Source organism: Flavobacterium sp. GCM10023249, assembly GCF_042653365.1.
Classification (GTDB): domain Bacteria; phylum Bacteroidota; class Bacteroidia; order Flavobacteriales; family Flavobacteriaceae; genus Flavobacterium.
Genome location: NZ_JBHSHZ010000023.1, coordinates 1 through 633, shown reverse-complemented (window position 1 = coordinate 633; position 633 = coordinate 1). Strand labels below are relative to the sequence as shown.

The 633-nt window shown below is 38.1% G+C and carries 1 protein-coding gene; it reads left to right on the top strand.

Features of this window, described 5'->3' with window-relative positions; translation table 11 throughout:
• Positions 1 to 633 (top strand): IS110 family transposase (locus tag ACFO7M_RS16260; RefSeq protein ID WP_379736914.1); only part of this gene is annotated, 633 nt, incomplete at both ends.

Below are 633 nucleotides of genomic sequence, written 5' to 3'. Positions count from 1 at the left end.
TGGGCAGGAAAGAGAATTAAAACTTTGGGTTGGATACTCTAAAAATCAAATGCAATGCCTTCAAATGATCCGGTTATTGGATACCTATACAAAACAAGGGACTGCGATCAAGAATAAAATTCAAGCCGAGGGAACATTAGGAAATCCTTCTAAAATAGTGATAAGTTCCCTTAAACGAAGCCTTAAAAACTTGCAGAAAGAATCACTTGCTATTGAAGCTGTTCTTTTGGAAATGGTCAAAAGTGAACATCAGGAAATACTAACCAAACTGGAAAGTATTCCTGGAGTGGGTCGTAAAACTGCCATGATGCTTATCGTGTTGACTGACGGTTTCAATCGTTTTGAAAGTAGTTCCCAGCTTTGTTCCTTTTGCGGGCTCACACCCGTCATAAGGCAATCAGGAAGCAGTGTTAAAGGAAGGACAAGAATCAGTAAAATAGGAAATGCTAAATTAAGGAATCTGCTGTTTATGTGCAGCTTTACAGCCTGTAAATGCAACAAGGGATGCCAAGCTATTTACGAACGAATAACAAACAAAGGGAAAAGCAAGAAACTTGCATTGATAGCCGTATGCAATAAACTTTTAAAACAGGCTTTTGCTATTGCAAAATCAGGAGTGGAATACAATGAAAA